The 19230-nt window shown below is 70.0% G+C and carries 16 protein-coding genes; 10 read left to right on the forward strand and 6 right to left on the reverse strand.

Annotated elements, in window-relative coordinates:
* Positions 1-245 precede the first annotated feature (245 nt).
* The 3 genes from OG247_RS21825 to OG247_RS21835 all read left to right on the forward strand — a co-directional run bounded on the left by OG247_RS21825 (position 246) and on the right by OG247_RS21835 (position 3367).
* The gene (locus tag OG247_RS21825) at positions 246-848 is read left to right on the forward strand and encodes a PadR family transcriptional regulator (RefSeq protein ID WP_327253820.1); all 603 of its coding nucleotides are present in this window, start codon (positions 246-248) and stop codon (positions 846-848) included.
* 49 nt (positions 849-897) lie between these two features.
* Complete coding sequence (locus OG247_RS21830; RefSeq protein ID WP_250738618.1) at positions 898-1980, forward strand: inositol-3-phosphate synthase; 1083 nt, start codon at positions 898-900, stop codon at positions 1978-1980.
* A gap of 106 nt (positions 1981-2086) precedes the next feature.
* Positions 2087-3367: an MFS transporter gene (locus tag OG247_RS21835; protein ID WP_327253821.1), complete on the forward strand. Its 1281-nt coding sequence runs from the start codon at positions 2087-2089 to the stop codon at positions 3365-3367.
* A gap of 85 nt (positions 3368-3452) precedes the next feature.
* Here OG247_RS21835 and OG247_RS21840 read toward each other — a convergent pair whose 3' ends face one another.
* Positions 3453-4919 (reverse strand): CCA tRNA nucleotidyltransferase, encoded by a 1467-nt coding sequence (locus tag OG247_RS21840; RefSeq protein ID WP_327253822.1) that lies wholly within the window; start codon positions 4917-4919, stop codon positions 3453-3455.
* Positions 4920-5106: 187 nt separating this feature from the next.
* Here OG247_RS21840 and OG247_RS21845 point away from each other — a divergent pair, with 187 nt between their 5' ends.
* The 7 genes from OG247_RS21845 to trxA all read left to right on the forward strand — a co-directional run bounded on the left by OG247_RS21845 (position 5107) and on the right by trxA (position 14597).
* Positions 5107-7377, forward strand: coding sequence for a DUF6049 family protein (locus tag OG247_RS21845; RefSeq protein ID WP_327253823.1), 2271 nt, complete (start codon positions 5107-5109; stop codon positions 7375-7377).
* A 46-nt stretch (positions 7378-7423) separates the two neighbouring features.
* Entirely contained in the window at positions 7424-9601 is a 2178-nt protein-coding gene (gene murJ / locus OG247_RS21850) for a murein biosynthesis integral membrane protein MurJ (RefSeq protein WP_327253824.1), read from the forward strand.
* A 117-nt stretch (positions 9602-9718) separates the two neighbouring features.
* The gene (locus OG247_RS21855) at positions 9719-11443 is read left to right on the forward strand and encodes a protein kinase family protein (protein ID WP_327253825.1); all 1725 of its coding nucleotides are present in this window, start codon (positions 9719-9721) and stop codon (positions 11441-11443) included.
* Positions 11444-11468: 25 nt separating this feature from the next.
* Positions 11469-12170 (forward strand): RNA polymerase sigma factor SigM, encoded by a 702-nt coding sequence (sigM, locus tag OG247_RS21860; protein WP_327253826.1) that lies wholly within the window; start codon positions 11469-11471, stop codon positions 12168-12170.
* On the forward strand, positions 12167-13120 hold the full coding sequence (locus OG247_RS21865) for a hypothetical protein (protein ID WP_327253827.1): 954 nt from the start codon (positions 12167-12169) through the stop codon (positions 13118-13120). Before sigM ends, OG247_RS21865 begins: the two co-directional genes overlap by 4 nt.
* Before the next feature lie 125 nt (positions 13121-13245).
* Positions 13246-14205, forward strand: coding sequence for a thioredoxin-disulfide reductase (gene trxB, locus OG247_RS21870; protein WP_327253828.1), 960 nt, complete (start codon positions 13246-13248; stop codon positions 14203-14205).
* A 53-nt stretch (positions 14206-14258) separates the two neighbouring features.
* The gene (trxA, locus tag OG247_RS21875; RefSeq protein ID WP_266906852.1) at positions 14259-14597 is read left to right on the forward strand and encodes a thioredoxin; all 339 of its coding nucleotides are present in this window, start codon (positions 14259-14261) and stop codon (positions 14595-14597) included.
* Between the two features lie 107 nt (positions 14598-14704).
* Here trxA and OG247_RS21880 read toward each other — a convergent pair whose 3' ends face one another.
* The 5 genes from OG247_RS21880 to OG247_RS21900 form a co-directional block, all read right to left on the reverse strand.
* Complete coding sequence (locus OG247_RS21880; protein ID WP_250738631.1) at positions 14705-15322, reverse strand: GNAT family N-acetyltransferase; 618 nt, start codon at positions 15320-15322, stop codon at positions 14705-14707.
* Positions 15323-15423: 101 nt separating this feature from the next.
* Positions 15424-16518, reverse strand: a complete 1095-nt coding sequence (locus OG247_RS21885; protein ID WP_327253829.1) for a ParB/RepB/Spo0J family partition protein — start codon at positions 16516-16518, stop codon at positions 15424-15426.
* Positions 16515-17606: a ParA family protein gene (locus OG247_RS21890; protein ID WP_243331121.1), complete on the reverse strand. Its 1092-nt coding sequence runs from the start codon at positions 17604-17606 to the stop codon at positions 16515-16517. Before OG247_RS21890 ends, OG247_RS21885 begins: the two co-directional genes overlap by 4 nt.
* Before the next feature lie 264 nt (positions 17607-17870).
* Complete coding sequence (gene rsmG / locus OG247_RS21895; RefSeq protein ID WP_327257575.1) at positions 17871-18581, reverse strand: 16S rRNA (guanine(527)-N(7))-methyltransferase RsmG; 711 nt, start codon at positions 18579-18581, stop codon at positions 17871-17873.
* Positions 18582-18718: 137 nt separating this feature from the next.
* Positions 18719-19228, reverse strand: coding sequence for a Jag family protein (locus OG247_RS21900; protein WP_327253830.1), 510 nt, complete (start codon positions 19226-19228; stop codon positions 18719-18721).
* Positions 19229-19230 lie beyond the last annotated feature (2 nt).

The following is a 19230-nucleotide window of genomic DNA, read 5'->3' on the forward strand; positions in this document are numbered from 1 at the left end:
GCCTGGAAGCGGCAGGTGAGTTCCGGTCCCCCCGGTGTCATGGCGCACAGACTACGCACGCCCAAAAGCCAATCAGTGCCGAAGTTCACCCCAAATCAGGCAACTTGCCTCGTGCAAATCGGTGATGTGACGCCGGTCACCGTGTCACCACTTGTAGCTGAGGGCTACCCGCTCTATCGTCTGGATGTATCGAGTCGATACATCAGCTCGACATAAAGACTCCGAGGCAGGGGAAGGGCAAGCGGATGAGCAGGCGCTCAGGCATCCTCGAGTTCGCTGTTCTCGGCCTGCTTCGCGAATCCCCCATGCACGGTTACGAGCTGCGCAAGCGGCTCAACACCTCGCTGGGGGTGTTCAGAGCGTTCAGTTACGGGACGCTCTACCCCTGCCTCAAGACGCTCGTCACCAACGGCTGGTTGATCGAAGAACCGGGCAATGCCCCGGAAGACGCTCTCGCCGCTTCACTCGCAGGGCGCCGCGCCAAGATCGTCTACCGGTTGACGGCAGCAGGTAAGGAGCACTTCGAGGAGCTCCTCTCCCACACGGGCCCCGATGCCTGGGAGGACGAGTCCTTCGCCGCCCGCTTCGCTTTCTTCGGTCAGACCGAACGAGAAGTGCGCATGCGGGTACTGGAGGGCCGTCGCAGCCGCCTTGAGGAGCGCCTGGAGAAGATGAGCGCCTCGCTGGCTCGCACACGCGAGCGGCTCGACGACTACACGCTCGAGCTGCAACGCCACGGCATGGAATCCGTGGAGCGCGAAGTGCGCTGGCTGAACGAGCTCATCGAGAGTGAGCGGGCGGGACGGGATCAGAGACGACCCGGACCGTCCGACGAAACTGCAAAGTGAGGTCTGCATCTCGCAGGCCTCGTCCGAGAACAAACAGGGAGCAACCGGAATGGGTTCGGTTCGCGTAGCCATCGTCGGCGTAGGCAACTGCGCCGCCTCGCTGGTGCAGGGCGTCGAGTACTACAAGGACGCCGACCCGGCGGCCAAGGTCCCCGGTCTGATGCACGTCCAGTTCGGCGACTACCACGTGAGCGACATCGAGTTCGTCGCCGCGTTCGACGTCGACGCGAAGAAGGTCGGCCTCGACCTTTCGGACGCCATCGGCGCCAGCGAGAACAACACCATCAAGATCTGTGACGTCCCGAGTGCGGGCGTGACCGTTCAGCGCGGCCACACCCTGGACGGTCTGGGCAAGTACTACCGCGAGACGATCGAGGAGTCGGCCGAGACCCCGGTCGACATCGTCCAGACCCTCCTGGACCGCCAGGTCGACGTCCTGATCTGCTACCTGCCGGTCGGTTCCGAGGCTGCGGCGAAGTTCTACGCCCAGTGCGCCATCGACGCCAAGGTCGCCTTCGTCAACGCCCTCCCGGTCTTCATCGCCGGCACCAAGGAGTGGGCCGACAAGTTCACCGAGGCCGGTGTCCCGATCGTCGGCGACGACATCAAGTCGCAGGTCGGCGCCACCATCACGCACCGCGTGATGGCGAAGCTGTTCGAGGACCGCGGTGTCCGTCTTGAGCGCACCATGCAGCTCAACGTCGGCGGCAACATGGACTTCAAGAACATGCTGGAGCGCGACCGCCTCGAGTCGAAGAAGATCTCCAAGACTCAGGCCGTCACCTCGCAGATCCCCGACCGCGAGCTCGGCGAGAAGAACGTCCACATCGGCCCGTCCGACTACGTCGCGTGGCTCGACGACCGCAAGTGGGCCTACGTCCGCCTCGAAGGCCGCGCCTTCGGCGACGTTCCGCTGAACCTCGAGTACAAGCTCGAGGTGTGGGACTCCCCGAACTCCGCCGGTGTCATCATCGACGCCCTGCGCGCGGCGAAGATCGCCAAGGACCGGGGCATCGGTGGCCCGATCCTGTCGGCTTCGAGCTACTTTATGAAGTCCCCGCCGGTGCAGTACTTCGACGACGAGGCTTACGCGAACGTCGAGAAGTTCATCAAGGGCGAGGTCGAGCGCTAGTCGAAACCCCGGCGTCCTCGCGGACGCCTGGACTTCGGCTGTTCTTCCACGGAGGGTCCCCGGGCAATCTGCCCGGGGACCCTCCGCGTGTGTGACCCTTTCCCTCATGGCTGTCGTACGTGATCTGCGCGTACTCCTGCGTCTGCGGGACTTCCGCAACCTGCTCGCCGTACGGCTGCTCTCCCAGGCCGCCGACGGGGTCTACCAGGTCGCACTGGCCGCCTACGTCGTCTTCTCCCCGGAGAAGCAGGCCTCGCCCACGGCCATCGCCTCGGCCATGGCGGTACTCCTGCTGCCCTATTCGGTGATCGGCCCCTTCGCGGGAGTCCTGCTGGACCGCTGGCGCCGCCGCCAGGTGTTCCTCTACGGCAACCTGCTGCGGGCCTTCCTCGCCTGCGTCACCGGCATGCTGATCGTCGCGCACGTCCCCGACTGGCTCTTCTACGCCTCGGCCCTGTCCGTGACCGCGGTCAACCGCTTCGTGCTGGCCGGGCTCGCGGCTTCCCTGCCGCGGGTCGTCGCACCCGGCCAGCTGGTCACCGCGAACGCCCTCTCACCCACCGCGGGAACGCTCGCCGCCGTCGCCGGCGGGGGCCTGGCCTTCCTCGTCCGTGTACTGGCCGACGACTCCGACGCCCTGGTCGTCCTCCTCGGAGCCGGCCTCTACCTGTGCGCGGCCCTGGTCTCCCTGCGCATGGCCCTGAACCTCCTCGGCCCCGACCACCCTCCCGGCCGGATCAACCCGACGGTCCGCCAGGGGATCGCCCTCACCGTGCGGGGCCTGGTCGAGGGCCTGCGACACCTTGCTTCCCGGCGTGAGGCGGCCCGGGCGCTCACCGCCATGACCGTCATGCGGTTCTGCTACGGGGCCCTGTTCGTCACGCTGCTCATGCTCTGCCGCTACGCCTGGTCGGCCACCGAGGCCGACGGGCTGGCTCTGCTGGGGGTCACGGTCGGCGTTTCCGGGGCCGGATTCTTCGCGGCCGCCGTCATCACTCCCTGGCTGGTGGGCCGGCTGGGCCCCCTCGGCTCCATCACCCTCTGCGCCGCGAGCGCCGCGGTGCTGGTGCCGGCGCTCGGCCTGTTCTTCGCACCCGGCCCGATGCTGGCAGCCGCCTTCGTGCTGGGCCTGGCCACCCAGGGCGCCAAGATCTCCACCGACACCGTCGTGCAGTCCCAGGTGGACGACGCCTTTCGCGGCCGCGTCTTCTCCGTCTACGACGTGCTCTTCAACGCCGCCTTCGTCGGCGCCGCCGGGGTGGCCGCGCTCGTGCTCCCCCTCGACGGGCACTCCGTCACTTTGATCGTCGGAGTGGCGATGCTCTATGCCGCTACCGCGGCGCTCCTCATGCGTCAGGGCGATGTTTCACGTGAAACATCGCCCTGACCGCGGCACGACCGGATCTCCGCCCCGATGTTTCACGTGAAACATCGGCCCGCCCCGCCCCTCAGGCACTCGCACCCGCAGGGCCTCAGCCCTGGGCGGCCCACCACTCCTTGAGGGCGGCGACCGCCGCGTCGTGCCCCATGGGACCGTTCTCCAGCCGCAGCTCCAGCAGGAACGCATAGGCCTTGCCGATCGCCGGACCGGGACCCACGTCGAGGACGCGCATGATCTCGTTGCCGTCGAGGTCGGGGCGGATCGCGTCCAGCTCCTCCCTCTCCTGCAGCTGGGCGATGCGCTCCTCCAGCCCGTCGTAAGTGCGGGAGAGCGCGTTCGCCTTGCGCTTGTTGCGCGTGGTGCAGTCGGAGCGGGTCAGCTTGTGCAGGCGGTCCAGCAGCGGACCGGCGTCGCGGACATAGCGCCGCACGGCCGAGTCGGTCCACTCCCCGTCCCCGTAGCCGTGGAAGCGCAGGTGCAGCTCCACCAGCCGGGACACGTCCTTGACCATGTCGTTGGAGTACTTGAGCGCGGTCATGCGCTTCTTGGTCATCTTCGCGCCCACCATCTCGTGGTGGTGGAAGGAGACGCGTCCGTCGCTCTCGAACCGGCGGGTCCGGGGCTTGCCGATGTCGTGCAGCAGAGCCGCGAGCCGCAGCACCAGGTCCGGGCCGTCCTCCTCCAGTGCGATCGCCTGCTCCAGCACGATCAGCGAGTGGTCGTAGACGTCCTTGTGCCGGTGGTGCTCATCGCTCTCCAGGCGCAGCGCCGGAAGCTCCGGCAGCACGTGCTCGGCCAGCCCCGTGTCCACGAGGAGGCCCAGGCCCTTGCGCGGGTGCGCGGACAGCAGGAGCTTGTTCAGCTCGCCCTGGATCCGCTCGGCCGAGACGATTTCGATGCGGCCGGACATCTCCGTCATCGCCGCCACCACGTCCGGGGCGACCTCGAAGTCGAGCTGGGCGGCGAACCGCGCCGCCCGCAGCATCCGCAGCGGGTCGTCGGAGAAAGAGTCCTCGGCGGTGCCCGGGGTGCGCAGCACGCCCGCCCTGAGGTCATCCAGACCACCGTGCGGGTCCACGAACTCCTTCTCGGGGAGCGCGACGGCCATCGCGTTCACCGTGAAGTCCCGACGGACCAGGTCTTCCTCGATGGAGTCGCCGTAGGAGACCTCGGGCTTGCGCGAGGTCCGGTCGTAGGACTCCGAGCGGTAGGTCGTCACCTCGATCTGGAAGCTTCGATGAGCGTCTCCGACGCGGGCGTCCTTCTGCGCACCGACCGTGCCGAAGGCGATGCCGACGTCCCAGACCGAGTCGGCCCACGGCCTGACGATCTTGAGAACGTCCTCGGGACGGGCGTCGGTGGTGAAGTCGAGATCGTTGCCGAGGCGCCCGAGCAGCGCGTCGCGGACGGACCCGCCGACCAGGGCGAGCCGGAAACCCGCCTCCTGGAAACGGCGGCCGAGCTCGTCGGCGACAGGGGCGATCCGCAGCAGTTCACTCACCGCGCGGGCCTGCCCGTGATTCAGGACACTGGGGTTGTCTTCGTTGGCGTTCGGCACAACAGAAAAGGGTACGTGCCCGGCCCGCCCGTAGCTCCCGTGTTTTGCGGCCACCCCGGCCCCCGGCCCCTCCGGGGCGGACCCGATCATGTGGAGCAAGGCGCGGCACTCGCGCACAGCGGGCCTCGTTACCATGCGTGGACGCACAAACGACGACCACTGACACTTCGAGGGACGGGCGAGCGCGTTGGCCGAGGCGGCAGACATCCAGGGGGCACCCCTCGCTCCTGCCCGGCGACGCTGGCTGCGGCGCGCGGTCGTCCTGCTCGCCGGGACGCCGGTGCTCGCCGGACTGGTCTACTCGCACGCCCCCGAAGCCCAGGCCGCCGAGACGGCTGCCGCCGCAGTCGACGTCCAGCTCGACGCCATGGCGCCGAGCGCTCCGGTCAAGGGCGACACCCTCACCATCTCGGGCACGGTGACCAACAACGGGTCCGAGAAGATCACCGACGCGCACGTGGGTCTGCGGGTCGGGCCGGCGCTGGGGGACCGCAGCTCCATCGGCGAGGCCGCGGAGCGCGGTGCGTTCCGGGCCGGCACGGACCCGGCGGAGGTCGGCGCCGAGTTCGCCGTGAAGATCGATTCGCTGCCCTCGAAGATCAGCCAGCCGTTCACCCTCAAGGTTCCGGTGAACAAATTGGACCTGGACGAGGACGGCGTCTACCAGCTCGGCGTCTCCCTGTCCGGGGAGACCGAGAGCCGCCAGTACGAGCAGGTCCTCGGCATCAAGCGGACCTTCCTGCCCTGGCAGCCTGAGGCCGCCGCCAAGCGGTCCCAGCTCGCCTACGTGTGGCCGTTGATCTCGACCACGCACTTGACCTCGGAGACCGGCTCGGACGAGCTGCAGACCCCCGTCTTCCTCGACGACAGCCTCGCCGACGAGCTGAGGCCGGACGGCCGTCTGGGACAGATGGTCAGCCTCGGCAAGGACCTTCCCATCACCTGGGTCATCGATCCGGATCTGCTCTACACCGTCGACGCCATGACCAAGGGCTACCGGGTCCGCACCCCGGACGGCCGGACCGTCCAGGGCAAGAACAAGGCCATCGCCGAGCAGTGGCTGAGCTCGCTGGAAACCGCCGTCCAGGGCAAGAAGGTCGTCGCACTGCCCTTCGCCGATCCGGACATCGCCTCGCTCGCCCACCGCGGCAAGGACGTGTCCGGCACCCTGGGACAGCTGCGGCCGGCCACCGACAAGGCGAAGCAGGCCGTCGAGACCGTCCTGCACGTCCCGGCGAGCACCGACTTCTCCTGGCCCGTGGACGGGGCGATCGACCCGTCGATCGTCAACGTCGCGACCTCGGCCGGGGCCCACAACGTCCTCACCCGCAGCGACAGCCTCCAGGAGACCGGCGCCCTCGGCTACACCCCGTCGGCCGCCCGGCCCATCGGCGCGGGCACCACGGCGGTCGTCGCCGACGCCGATCTCTCCACCGCCTTCCAGGGCGACATGCTCCGCGCCGGGAACTCCACCCTCGCGGTGCAGCAGTTCCTCGCCCAGACCCTCGCCCTGAACCTGCAGGAGACCGACAGCCAGCGCAGTTTCGTCGTCGCGCCGCAGCGGATGCCCAGCACCAGCCAGGTGCAGACGATGGCCGCCGCCATACGGGGTCTGCAGGCGGGCCGCTGGAGCCAGGCCGCGGACCTGGAGACGGCGGCAGCCGCGACTCCCGACCCCCGCGCCGCGACCCAGGTCCCGGGAGCAGGCCAGTACCCCGAGGCGCTGAGCAAGCAGGAACTGCCGGTCTCCGCCTTCGAGAAGATCCGCACCACCGAGACCACCCTCGACCACTTCAAGGTGATCCTGACCGCGCCCGACCGCGTCGAGATCCCCTTCGGCAACACCACCAACCGCGAGATGTCCGCCTCCTGGCGCGGCCGTCCCGCTGAGGCGTGGGATTACCGGGACCAGGTGCAGCAGTACCTGATCCGGCTGACCGAGAAGGTCAAGATCATCCCCAAGTCGGACGCCACGCTCTCCGGACACAGCGCGACCATCCCCGTCACCGTCCAGAACAGCCTCGTCCAGGACACCCACCACCTGGTCCTCCGGGTGCGGTCCGCCAACCCGACCCGGCTGATGTTCGGCGACAGCGGGGAGTCCCAGCAGGAGGTCGCGGTCCAGGGCGGGCACAGCCAGACCGTGAAGTTCCCCGCCAACGCCACCGCGAGCGGCCCGGTCGAGGTGACGGCCCAGCTCTTCACCACCGACGGCGTGCCCTACGGCAAGGCCCGCAAGTTCACCGTCGAAGCCACCGAGGTGACCCCGACCGTCATGCTCGTCATCGCGGGCGGTGTCCTCCTCCTCGTCCTGGCCGGCATCAAGATGTACGCCAGCCGCAAGCGCGTCGCGGCACGCGCCGCCGCCGAGGAGAGCACGCAGCAGAGTGACGAGTCCCCGGACACCGGACCGCAAAGCGCGGACCCGTCCGGCACGGGTGAGACAGTGGACCGTTGAGCGACGCCGTGGCCGGTCGGCCTGGGGACGATGAGGTGGGGTTTCGATGAACGCGCCGTACGAAGGTGACCGTGCGCAGGGCACTGGCGGGCCCGCGCCCTCCCAGGGCACTGCCCCCGGCGCCCCGGTGCCGGGACAGGTTCCCGCGCCCGCACCAGCGCCGGACCACGACCCCTATGTCCAGGACGCCTACGCCTACGACCCGTACCGGGCGCAGGACCTCTCCGCCCAAGACCCGGTGGCAGAGGTCCTGTACGACCGGGCCTCGCACCCGCCGCCGCCGCCCGGCACCTTCCAGGAGCCCGGTCCGCTCTACGCGGCCCCGCAGGCCCCTTCGTACGCGCCGGACCCGCGGGTATGGGCCCAGACCCCGCCGCCCGAACCGGACGGCCCGTCACGGCACCTGCCGTACGGAGACCACGCCACGACCACCCAGTTCGTCGGTGTGGACTCCCTCGTGACCAAGGCCGCCGACCAGGACCCCCGGCCCGACGCCTTCGCGCACCTCTACCGGGACCAGGACGCGGCGCCCCGCACCCCGGCCGAGGACGCGCCCGTGGCCGCCCCGGCACCGAGCAAGCCCGCCGGACGCGCCTCCAGCCTGCTCAAGTCCAGCGCCCTGATGGCCGCCGGCACCATCGTCTCCCGCATCACCGGCTTCCTGCGGACCCTGGTGATCGCCGGAGCGATCGGCGTCGCCACCCTCAACGACAGCTACCAGGTCGCCAACACCCTGCCGACGATGATCTACGTCCTGGTCGGCGGCGGCGCCCTCAACGCCGTCTTCATCCCGCAGTTGGTGCGCGCGATGAAGAACGACGAGGACGGGGGAGAGGCGTACGCCAACCGGCTGCTGACCCTCGTCATGGTCCTGCTGGGCGCCGTCACCGTGGTCTGTGTGCTCGCGGCCCCGCTGTTCATCGGCATGATGTCGCAGAAGATCGCCGACGACCCGCAGCGGCTGGACGTCGCCGTCGCCTTCGCCCACTACTGCCTGCCCACCATGTTCTTCATGGGTGTGCACGTGGTCCTCGGTCAGATCCTCAACGCACGCGGCCGGTTCGGCGCGATGATGTGGACCCCGGTCCTCAACAACATCGTCGTCATCGCCACCTTCGGCGCCTTCATCTGGGCCTTCGGCGGCTTCACCACCACAGGCGTCACCGAGGCGGGCATCACCCCCGAGGGCGTCCGGCTGCTGGGCCTGGGCACCCTGCTCGGCCTCGTCGTCCAGTCCCTGGCGATGCTTCCGTACCTGCGCGACGCCGGCTTCAAGCCGCGCCTTCGGTTCGACTGGAAGGGCCACGGCCTCGGCAAGGCCGCCGGCCTGGCCAAGTGGACGTTCTTCTTCGTCCTCGCCAACCAGCTCGGCCTCATCGTCGTCACCCAGCTCGCCACCTGGGCGGGCGCGGTGGCCGACAAGCAGGGCCACGGCGGTACCGGCATCACCGGCTACAACTACGCCCTGCTGCTCTGGCAGATGCCGCAGGCCATCATCACCGTCTCCGTCATGACCGCCGTCCTGCCGCGCATCTCCCGGTCCGCCCACGACGGCGACGCCGCCGCCGTCCGCGACGACATCTCCTACGGACTGCGCACCTCCGCCGTGGCGATCGTGCCCTGCTCCTTCGCGTTCCTCGCCCTGGGCGTCCCGATGGCCGGCCTGCTCTACGCCGGTTCCGGCACGGAGAGCGCCCAGAACATCGGTTTCATCCTGATGGCCTTCGGCCTCGGACTGATCCCGTACTCCGTCCAGTACGTGGTCCTGCGCGGCTTCTACGCCTACGAGGACACCCGGACGCCCTTCTACAACACGGTCATCGTGGCCGCCGTCAACGCGGGCATGTCCGCCGTCGCCTTCTTCGTGCTCCCCGCCCGCTGGGCCGTCGTCGGCATGGCCGCCGCCTACGGCCTCGGCTACGCCGTGGGCGTCGGTGTCGCCTGGCGCCGACTGCGCACCCGCCTGGGCGGCGACCTCGACGGGGCGCACGTGATGCGCACCTACACCCGGCTCATCGGCGCCTGTGTTCCCGCCGCGGCGGTGGCCGGCGCCGTCGCCTACGCCGTCCTGCACTTCATCGGCAGCGGAGCCCTCGGTTCCTTCACCGCCCTGGTGGCCGGCGGCATCTCCCTGGCGGCGGTGTTCCTCGTGGCGGCCAAGCGGATGCGCATCGAAGAACTCAACGCCATGGTCGGGATGGTCCGCGGACGCCTGGGGCGCTGATGCGTACAACCATCCTGCTCCCTGGCGTGTCGTGCAGATCGGTGGACTGTGGGCACAATTGGCTTGGCTTCGCAGACTGGCCGACAGTGCGCAACGGATGGGGAGGCGGGGACGACGGTGGCGGAACGTAGCACGGCTGCCGTCGACGTGGCCGACAACAGTGGCGACGAGCCGCTGGCCGCGGAGACGGCCCAGGCCACGGCCGACGGGGTGGACACCCAGAACGGACAAGCCGCGGACGGAACCATGCCCGAGAAGGACGGCGATCGCAGGAACCCTGCACCCGCTGCCGCGCCCGAGCTGCACAGCGGCCACAAACTGGCGCGGCGCTACCGGCTCGAGGAATGCGTCACCCGTCTGGACGGATTCAGCAGCTGGCGTGCGATGGACGAGAAGCTGCGCCGGGCCGTGGGCGTCCACTTGCTGCCCGCGGACCACGCGCGGGCCCGCGCCGTCCTGGCCGCCGCCCGCTCCTCGGCCCTGCTCGGCGACCCCCGGTTCGTCCAGGTCCTCGACGCCGTGGAGGAGAACGACCTCGTCTACGTCGTCCACGAGTGGCTCCCCGACGCCACGGAGCTCACCGCGGTCCTCGCCGCGGGCCCCATGGAGCCGCACGAGGCCTACCAGCTCGTCAGCCAGGTCTCCCAGGCGATGGCCGCCGCGCACCGCGAGGGCCTGGCGCACCTGCGGCTGACCCCCAGCGCGATACTGCGCACCTCCTCGGGCCAGTACCGCATCCGCGGCCTCGCCGTGAACGCCGCCCTGCGCGGCATCACCAGCGAGACCCCGCAGCGCTCGGACACCGAGGCCATCGGCGCCCTCCTGTACGCCTCGCTGACCCAGCGCTGGCCGTACGAGAGCGACGCCTACGGGCTCACCGGCCTGCCCAAGGGCGTCGGCCTGATCGCCCCCGACCAGGTCCGCGCGGGCGTGCACCGCGGTCTGGGCGAACTGGCGATGCGTGCCCTCGCCAACGACGGGGCCACCGCCTCGCGGCAGGAACCCGCCTGCACCACCCCGGAAGAGCTCTCCAAGGCCGTGGCCGCGATGCCCCGCATCCGGCCGCCGGAGCCCACGTTCACGGCGCCTCCGGAGTATCAGCACACCACCTACCAGCAGGGCAGCTACGGCAGGCCCCAGGGCCCCGGCATGCCCACCGCGCAGGTCCTCACCGTCGTTCCTCCGCCGCCGCCCCTGCAGAGCCGTACCGGCCGCGTCCTCAAGTGGGGCGTCGCGGCCCTGCTGATCGCCGCCCTCGGACTGGGCAGCTGGCAGCTTGCCGACACCCTGCTCAACCGGAACAACCAGGGCAGCACCAGCGGCAGCCAGACCACGCACGAGAAGGCCGACGACACCCCGGAGAAGGTGGCGCCCGTTCCCCTCGCCATCTCCCGGGCCCGCGAGTACTCCCCGGACGGCAAGGACCAGGACCCCGGAGGCGCCAAGAACACCTTCGACGGGGACTCCTCCACCTACTGGCGGACCAAGTACTACGTCGACGGCCCCGACATCACGGACTACAAGGGTGGCGTCGGCATCGTCTACGACCTCGGCGCCGAACACGAGGTCAGCAGCGCCTCGATAGCGCTCCGGTTCGCGGGCGACCACACCACCACCACGCTCTACGCGGTCGATTCCCTGGACCCGTCGGGCAAGATCTCCGGCATGCCGAAGATCGCCACGGCCACGACCTCGGACAGCAGCTTCAACCTGACCGCGGACAAGCCGGTCAAGACCCGGTACGTCCTGCTGTGGATCACCGCGATGCCCTGGGCACCCTCCGACACCTACACCGGAGCCGGGTACAAGCAGGCCATCACGGACGTGAAGTTCGCGGGCTGAGGGACAGCAGGGGAGGGGGCCAGCGTTGGACGAAGCCACACCCGGCGGCCGCAGCGACCAGGAACTCCTGTCGCTGCACGCCGCCGGCGACCCGGATGCCTTCGGTGAGCTCGTACGCCGGCACCGCGACCGGCTGTGGGCCGTGGCCCTGCGCACCCTCGGCGACCGGGAGGAAGCAGCCGACGCCGTGCAGGACGCCCTCGTCTCCGCCTACCGGGCCGCACACACCTTCCGCGGCGAATCCGCCGTCACGACCTGGCTGCACCGCATCACAGTGAACGCCTGTCTGGACCGGGCCCGCAAGGCCGCCTCCCGCAGGACGTCCCCCCTCGACGACACGGACCGCCTGGAGCGCCTTCTGGAGCCCCACGAGTCCGCCGAGGCGCCCGCGGAGCGCCAGGACCTCCACCGGCAGCTGCTGGCGGCCCTGAGCACCCTCCCGGCAGATCAGCGGGCCGCTCTGGTCCTCGTCGACATGCAGGGCTACCCCGTCGCCGAGGCGGCCCGCATCCTCGACGTCCCCGTCGGCACCGTGAAGAGCCGCTGCGCACGCGGCAGGGCGAAACTCGTCCCGCTCCTCACTCATCTGCGCACACATACCGGGGATAACACCGATACCGAGCGGGGAAGGAACCGGACACCGGGGACAACCGTCCCACCGGCGGCAGACCGCGGGGACCCGGCCCCGGATCCCAACGCAGTGAAGGGCGGAGGTGGACGAGCGTGAACCCCACAACCGGCACGACCGGCACGATCGGGCACCCCGACGTCTCGGAGATCTCCGAGCTGGCGGAAGGCCTCCTCTCCCCGTCCCGCACGGCGGAGGTCCGCAGGCATCTCGGCGACTGCCCCCTGTGCGCGGACGTCCGTACCTCCCTGGAGGAGATCCGGGCCCTGCTCGGCACCCTGCCCGGGCCGGCCCGGATGCCCGTCGACATCTCCGGCCGGATCGACGCGGCCCTCGCCGCCGAAGCACTCCTCGACGCCACCACCCCGCACAAGGGGTCCGGTCCCGGCCGACCGGATCGGGCGGCCGAAGGGGTCCCCGGTGCCGATGTTTCACGTGAAACGGCCCCCGAACCGCTCGGGGAAACCGGCGCCCTGCGCCCCGCCGGTCACCCGGCCGGCCCAACCGGACCCGGACGGCGTCGCGCACGCCACCGGATCGCTCTCGCGGGCGGGCTGCTCGCCGCCTGTGCCGCCGGCATCCTGGTGGCCGGCCTGATGTCCGGCGACCACCCCGCGCAGGACATGTCCGCGCGGAGCGACGCATCCGCCGCCCGGTCCGGGTCCGGCACGCCCGAGTACACCGCGCAGGGGCTCCCCGGCACGGTGCGCGAGCTCCTCGCGGCCGGCGGCCCGGGAAACAAGGCCGAGGGGGATCGGAACAACACCTTCGGAGTGGAGAACAGCCCTCCGGCCGAACCGAGCCCCGCCCCGGCCGATGGCGGGGCGCTCCAGGCACCCGCCTGCCTACAGGAAGCCACCGGCCGGACCGAGACCCCCCTGGGCTTCGAGCCCGGCACCTACGAGGGCAAGGACGTCTTCCTCATCGTCCTGCCCCACCCCGGCAACACCGCCGTCGTGGACGCCTATCTCGTCGGCTCCGCCTGTGTCACCGACCCCTCGGCCGTCCCCGGAAAGCCCCTGCTCACCCGTACGTATCCGAGGACCTGACTGACCGGAAAGCTCGGGGGGACAACTCGGGAATGCAGGCGCCGTAGGATCCGTTGGGTGGGGTGAGAGTCCACACCGGCCCCCCGGTAGGCAGCAGGCAGTCCGCAGAGACGAGGAATCAACCAGTGAGCGACGTACGAAACGTGATCATCATCGGCTCCGGGCCGGCCGGTTACACCGCCGCCCTGTACACCGCACGCGCTTCGCTCAAGCCCCTGGTCTTCGAAGGTGCCGTGACCGCCGGTGGCGCGCTGATGAACACCACCGAGGTCGAGAACTTCCCCGGCTTCCAGGACGGCATCATGGGGCCGGACCTCATGGACAACATGCGTGGCCAGGCCGAGCGCTTCGGCGCCGAGCTGATTCCGGACGACGTCGTGGCCGTGGACCTCACCGGTGAGATCAAGACCGTCACCGACACCGCCGGCACCGTGCACCGCGCCAAGGCCGTGATCGTGACGACCGGTTCCCAGCACCGCAAGCTCGGCCTGCCCAACGAGGACGCCCTCTCCGGCCGCGGCGTCTCCTGGTGCGCGACCTGCGACGGCTTCTTCTTCAAGGACCACGACATCGCCGTGGTCGGCGGCGGTGACACCGCGATCGAGGAGGCCACCTTCCTCTCCAGGTTCGCCAAGTCCGTCACGATCGTCCACCGCCGCGACTCCCTGCGCGCCTCCAAGGCCATGCAGGACCGCGCCTTCGCCGACCCGAAGATCAAGTTCGCCTGGGACAGCGAGGTCGCCGCGATCCACGGCGAGCAGAAGCTCACCGGCCTCACCCTGCGCAACACCAAGACGGGTGAGACCTCCGAACTGCCCGTGACCGGCCTCTTCATCGCCGTCGGCCACGACCCGCGCACCGAGCTGTTCCAGGACCAGCTCAAGCTCGACGCGGAGGGCTACCTCAAGGTCGACGCCCCCTCCACCCGCACCAACCTCACCGGTGTGTTCGGTGCGGGCGACGTCGTCGACCACACCTACCGTCAGGCCATCACCGCCGCGGGCACGGGTTGCTCCGCGGCCCTCGACGCCGAGCGCTTCCTCGCCGCCCTCGCGGACACCGAGAAGGCGCACGCGGCGGTCTGACACCCTCAAGCAGCACCACACCCCACTCCCCGCAGGAAAAGAAGGAGGCCGCTGTGGCCGGCACCCTCAAGACCGTCACCGACGCAAGCTTCGATGACGACGTCCTCAAGAGCGACAAGCCCGTCCTGGTGGACTTCTGGGCCGCCTGGTGCGGTCCGTGCCGCCAGATCGCTCCGTCCCTCGAGGCCATCGCCTCCGAATACGGTGACGAGATCGAGATCGTCAAGCTCAACATCGACGAGAACCCGGAAACGGCGGCCAAGTACGGCGTCATGTCCATTCCGACGCTGAACGTCTACCAGGGCGGCGAGGTCGTCAAGACCATCGTCGGCGCCAAGCCGAAGGCCGCCATCCTGCGCGACCTCGACGGCTTCGTCACGATCAAGGCCTGACCCACCCGCGTCCCTGGTCGGACGCGATCGCGTGACACGGGGCCGCCCCCTGCCAGGGGCGGCCCCGTTCGCATGTCCTGACGGTGGGGAACCAGGCTGTTCCCGGCTCACAGCGGACGCAGCGCCGGTTCCTTCCGGGCCGCGCCCAGCAACCGGTCCAGGGCCAGTTCCACGTCTTCCTTCCACGACAGCGTGGAGCGCAGCTCCAGCCGCAGCCGGGGACGCGTCGGATGCGGGCGTACCGTCTTGAAGCCCACCGCCAGCAGATGGTCCGCCGGCAGCAGACAGGCCGGACCGTCCCAACGGGCATCGCCGAACGCCTCGATGGCCCGGAACCCCCTGCGCAGCAAGTCCTTCGCCACCGTCTGGACCATCACCCGCCCCAGCCCCTGGCCCTGGTATCCCGGCATGATCCACGAGGTGATGAGCTGTACGGCGTCAGGGGACACCGGGCTGGTCGGGAACGCCGTCGCACGCGGCACGTAGGCCGGCGGCGCGTACAGAACGAATCCCACGGGAACCTCGTCCACGTAGACCACCCGGCCGCACGAGCCCCACTCCAGGAGGACTGCGGAGATCCACGCCTCCTTCTCCTCAGCCGGGTTGCCCGCCTTCACGGCTGCCTCGCCGCTGACGGGGTCCAGCTCCCAGAAGACACAGGACCGGCAACGCCGGGGCAGGTCCTGGAGGTTGTCCAGCGTGAGCGGTACCAGCCGACGACCCATGACCGCATGGTATCCACAGCTCGAATCACCCGAAACCGCGACAAGGCAAAGGGGGCGGGTCGTACCGGCTCACACCGGCACGACCCGCCCCCAGGCTGCGGCTACTCTCCGGCAGCGCCCTGGTCCAGCACCCGGCCCTCGCCCGGCGCCAGGGTCCCCAGAATCCGCTCCAGATCCTCCATCGACGCGAACTCGACGGTGATCTTGCCCTTCTTCTGGCCGAGATCCACCTTCACCCGCGTCTCGAACCGGTCCGACAACCGCGTCGCCAGCTCACTGAGCGCCGGGGCGACCCGGGCACCCGCCCGCGGCCCCTTCGACTTCACCGAACTCGGCGACTCCGACCCCATCAGCGCCACGATCTCCTCGACCGCACGCACCGACAGGCCCTCGGCCACGATCCGGTGCGCCAGCCGGTCCTGCTCCTCGGAGTTGTCCACCGACAGCAGGGCCCGCGCGTGACCCGCCGACAGCACGCCCGCCGCCACCCGCCGCTGTACGGGCGGGGAGAGCTTCAGCAGGCGCAGCGTGTTCGAGACCTGCGGGCGGGAACGCCCGATCCGGTCCGCCAGCTGGTCGTGCGTGCAGTGGAAGTCCTGGAGCAGCTGGTCGTACGCGGCCGCCTCCTCCAAGGGGTTCAGCTGCGCCCGGTGCAGGTTCTCCAGGAGCGCGTCCAGCAGCAGCTTCTCGTCGTCCGTGGCCCGGATGATCGCCGGGATCCGGGCCAGGCCGGCCTCCCGGCACGCCCGCCAGCGCCGCTCGCCCATGATCAGCTCATAGCGTCCCGGGCCCGACTGGCGCACCACCACCGGCTGGAGCAGGCCCACCTCCTGAATGGAGGTCACCAGCTCGGCCAGCGCGTCCTCGTCGAACACCTCGCGCGGCTGCCGCGGGTTCGGCGTGATCGAGTCCATCGGAAGCTCGGCGAAGGTGGCCCCCGCCACCTCACCCGCCGCCGGAGCGGCCACCGGCTCCGGCTCGCTCACGGACGCGGCCACCACCGATGTTTCACGTGAAACATCGGCCTGTGCCAGCGAAGCCAGCTTCGCCGCCGCGATGCCGCGCTCCGAGGGCAGTACCGGCATCGCCGACGGAGACGTCGACCCGGCGCCGATCACCGGCGGCACCTTCTCCTGCGGAGCCGCGGGAATCAGCGCGCCGAGCCCCCGCCCCAGACCCCTACGTCGCTCACTCACTGAATCCCCTCCGCCATGCTTTGCGTGTTGTTCATGCCCGCGCCCTGATGGGGGTGCTGGGGGTCGTACTGGAATCCGGCCCCGCGCAGCGCGATCTCCCGCGCCGCCTCCAGGTAGGAGAGGGAACCGCTGGAACCCGGGTCATAGGTCAGCACCGTCTGCCCGTAGCTCGGAGCCTCGGAGATGCGGACCGACCGCGGGATGCTCGTGCGCAGCACTTCCTTGCCGAAGTGGGTGCGCACCTCCTCCGCCACCTGCGAGGCCAGCCGGGTCCTGCCGTCGTACATCGTCAGCAGGATCGTGGACACGTGCAGCGTCGGGTTGAGGTGCGCCCGCACCAGGTCCACGTTGCGCAGCAGCTGACCGAGCCCCTCCAGCGCGTAATACTCGCACTGGATCGGGATCAGCACCTCCGCGCCCGCGACCAGAGCGTTCACCGTGAGCAGGCCCAGCGAGGGCGGGCAGTCGATCAGGATGTAGTCGAGCGGCTGCTCGTACGCCTGGATGGCCCGCTGGAGACGGCTCTCCCGTGCCACGAGGGACACCAGCTCGATCTCGGCACCCGCCAGGTCGATCGTGGCCGGAGCGCAGAAGAGCCCCTCCACGTCGGCCACCGGCTGGACGACCTCCATCAGCGGGCGGCTGTCCACGAGCACGTCGTAGATGGACGGCACGTCCGCGTGGTGGTCGATGCCCAGCGCCGTCGAGGCGTTGCCCTGCGGGTCGAGGTCGACCACCAGGACCCGCGCACCGTGCAGGGCCAGGGAGGCGGCCAGGTTCACGGTCGACGTGGTCTTGCCCACGCCGCCCTTCTGGTTGGCCACCACCATGATCCGGGTCTTCGGGGGCCTCGGCAGGCCCTCACCCGCGCGTCCGAGGGCCTCGACCGCGATCTGGGCGGCACGGCCGATGGGCGTGTCTTCGTTGTCCACTAGGGGCGGGGCCGATGTTTCACGTGAAACATCGTCGCCCGGGAATTCAGAGCGGGGGCCGGGGACCGGATCGGCCATCGGCCCCGCAAGGTTGGCGTCTGACCGCACGGTGTCACTCTCCTCGGCATCAGGCTCGCGATGAACAGAGCCTGCCATGTCACCGGGGTCGCGAACCAGCGGGGCCCGTACTCCTGTGGATGAATCCACCGATGTGGACAACTCCGTCCCCCCTTCGCCCTTGCGGAGACGGGGGGACGTGGCCGCACGACCGCGGCTGATGATTCCGTGCAGCAGAGAGCGACGTTTCACGTGAAACACGATGCCCGGACGGAGTCATCCGGCCGCTACGACACTCCGAAATCCATACCTATAGGGCTCAACACCCCTGCGATACGGCTGCGAACACGGCTCGGCAGAGCCTCAGCGGCGCCGGCGCGTACGGCTCACCCGGGCGGCCTTGGCCCGCTTCGCGGCGAACCGAACCCCGCCGGGGCTTTCCCCGACCTCAACCCGCACGACGGTGGAGAGCGGGTCCACGATCCCCTCGCCGACGTGCAGCACCGAGGTCTTCACCACACCGAGCTTGGTCAGCGCGGCCTTCGCCGCCACCAGCTCCTCCTCGGCGGTGTCGCCCTTCAGCGCCAGCATCTCGCCGTACGGGCGCAGCAGGGGCACGCCCCATCCTGCGAGCCGGTCCAGCGGAGCCACCGCGCGCGCCGTCACCACGTGCACCGGCTGGAGCTTGCCGAGGACTTCCTCGGCCCGCCCGCGCACGACCGTCACATGGTCGAGCCCCAGCAGCTCCACGACTTCCTGGAGGAAGTTCGTGCGGCGCAGCAGTGGCTCCAGCAGCGTGATCTTCAGGTCCCTGCGCACCAGGGCCAGCGGAATGCCGGGGAGGCCGGCGCCCGAACCCACGTCGCACACGGTGACGCCCTCGGGCACCACTTCCGAGAGCACGGCGCAGTTCAGCAGGTGCCTCTCCCAGAGCCGCGGCACCTCGCGCGGCCCGATCAGGCCCCGCTTGACACCCGCGTCCGCCAGCAGCTCCGCGTACCGCACAGCTTCCGGGAAATGCTCACCGAACACCGCACGCGCCTCTTCAGGTGCCTGGGGTGCTTCTTCGGGCATCGGGGGAAGCTCAGCTGCCTCCGTCACGGGGACCGTCCTTCCGTACCGCATGGTTGTGAACCCACGTCGTCACTGCCAGGCTGACAAAGATCGGCCCCGCCTGCGAGACAGACGGGGCCGGACACTCAAGCTTCCGGTCAGGCCGGAAGCACGACGACGAAGCGCTGCGGCTCCTCGCCCTCGGACTCGCTCCGCAGACCGGCGGCCGCCACGGCGTCGTGGACGACCTTCCGCTCGAAGGGGGTCATCGGGTCCAGCTTCAGGGGCTCACCGGACGACTTCACCTCGTCCGCGGCCTTGGCACCGAGGGCCGTCAGCTCCTCGCGCTTCTTCGCCCGGAAGCCGCCGATGTCGAGCATCAGCCGGCTGCGGTCCCCGGTCTCGCGGTGCACGGCGAGGCGGGTCAGCTCCTGCAGAGCCTCCAGCACCTCGCCGTCGCGGCCTACGAGCTTCTGCAGGTCGCGCGCGGACTCGCTGACGATGGAGACCGAGGCGCGGTCCGCCTCGACGTCCATGTCGATGTCGCCGTCCAGGTCGGCGATGTCCAGCAGACCCTCAAGGTAGTCGGCCGCGATCTCACCCTCCTGCTCGAGGCGGGTCAGGGTGTCGCCACTCTCAGCGGCGGCGGTGGTGGTGCCTTCCGTCACGG

The organism is Streptomyces sp. NBC_01244 (assembly GCF_035987325.1).
Classification (GTDB): Bacteria; Actinomycetota; Actinomycetes; order Streptomycetales; family Streptomycetaceae; genus Streptomyces.